Below are 915 nucleotides of genomic sequence, written 5' to 3'. Positions count from 1 at the left end.
GGGACCTGAGGGTCCGGGGCGGCCCGCCGTTCGCGCGGCGGCAACCGGCCGGGCGGCATCCGGCCACGCGGCAACCGCACGCGGCAACCGGCCACTGCGGCGCGAAGTGGCCCACGCCCGCGCCCCCTCATTGGCCCCTGACAGTGGTCCGGCGACCTCCTAAGCTCCGACCGCATGCGCATCTTTCTCGCCGGGGCCTCCGGCGCCGTCGGCCGTCTCCTCGTCCCCCTGCTCGTCGCGGCCGGGCACCAGGTCACCGGAACCGCCCGTACCGCCGGGGGCGCGGAGCGGCTGCGCGCGCAGGGCGCGGCGGCCGTACCGCTCGACGTCTTCGACGCCGCGAGCGTGGAGCGGACCGTCGCGGACGCCTCCCCGGACGCGGTGATCCACCAGCTGACCGCCCTCGCGGGCGGCAACCGCGCCGAGAACGGGCGGATCCGCCGCGAGGGCACCCGGCACCTCGTGGACGCGGCGCGGCGCGCCGGGGTGGGGCGCATCGTCGCCCAGTCCATCTCGTGGGCGTACGAACCGGGCGCGACCCCAGCAGTCGAGTCCACCCCGCTGGACCTGGCGGCCCCGCCACCCCGCGCCGCCATGGTGGGCAGCCTGCGGGCGCTGGAGGAGGCGGTGGCCGAGATCGAGACGCATGTGGTGCTGCGCTACGGCACCTTCTACGGCCCGGGCACCTGGTACGCGCCCGGCGGGGCGCTGGACGCCGTACTGCGCGGCGCGCCCCTGGACGGGCCCGGCGCGCCGCCGGGGGCGGCGATGGTGGGTCAGGTGGTGCCGAACGACGCCATCAGCTCGTTCGTCCATGTGGCGGACGCCGCCCGGGCCGCGGTCGCCGCGCTGGGCTGGCCGAGCGGCGCGGTGAACGTGGTGGACGACGAACCGGCGCCCGCCCGCGACTGGCTG

1 protein-coding gene is annotated in these 915 nt (G+C 77.9%); it reads left to right on the top strand.

The annotated features are described in order from the left end of the window. Nucleotides 1–174: 174 nt before the first annotated feature. A partial coding sequence (locus EEJ42_RS31280; protein WP_123105227.1) for an NAD-dependent epimerase/dehydratase family protein occupies nucleotides 175–915 on the top strand: 741 nt, incomplete at its 3' end.

The organism is Streptomyces botrytidirepellens (assembly GCF_003721215.1).
GTDB lineage: Bacteria > Actinomycetota > Actinomycetes > Streptomycetales > Streptomycetaceae > Streptomyces > Streptomyces himastatinicus.
The sequence above is the reverse complement of the archived record's forward strand: the minus strand, read 5'-3'. Positions and strand labels throughout refer to the sequence as shown.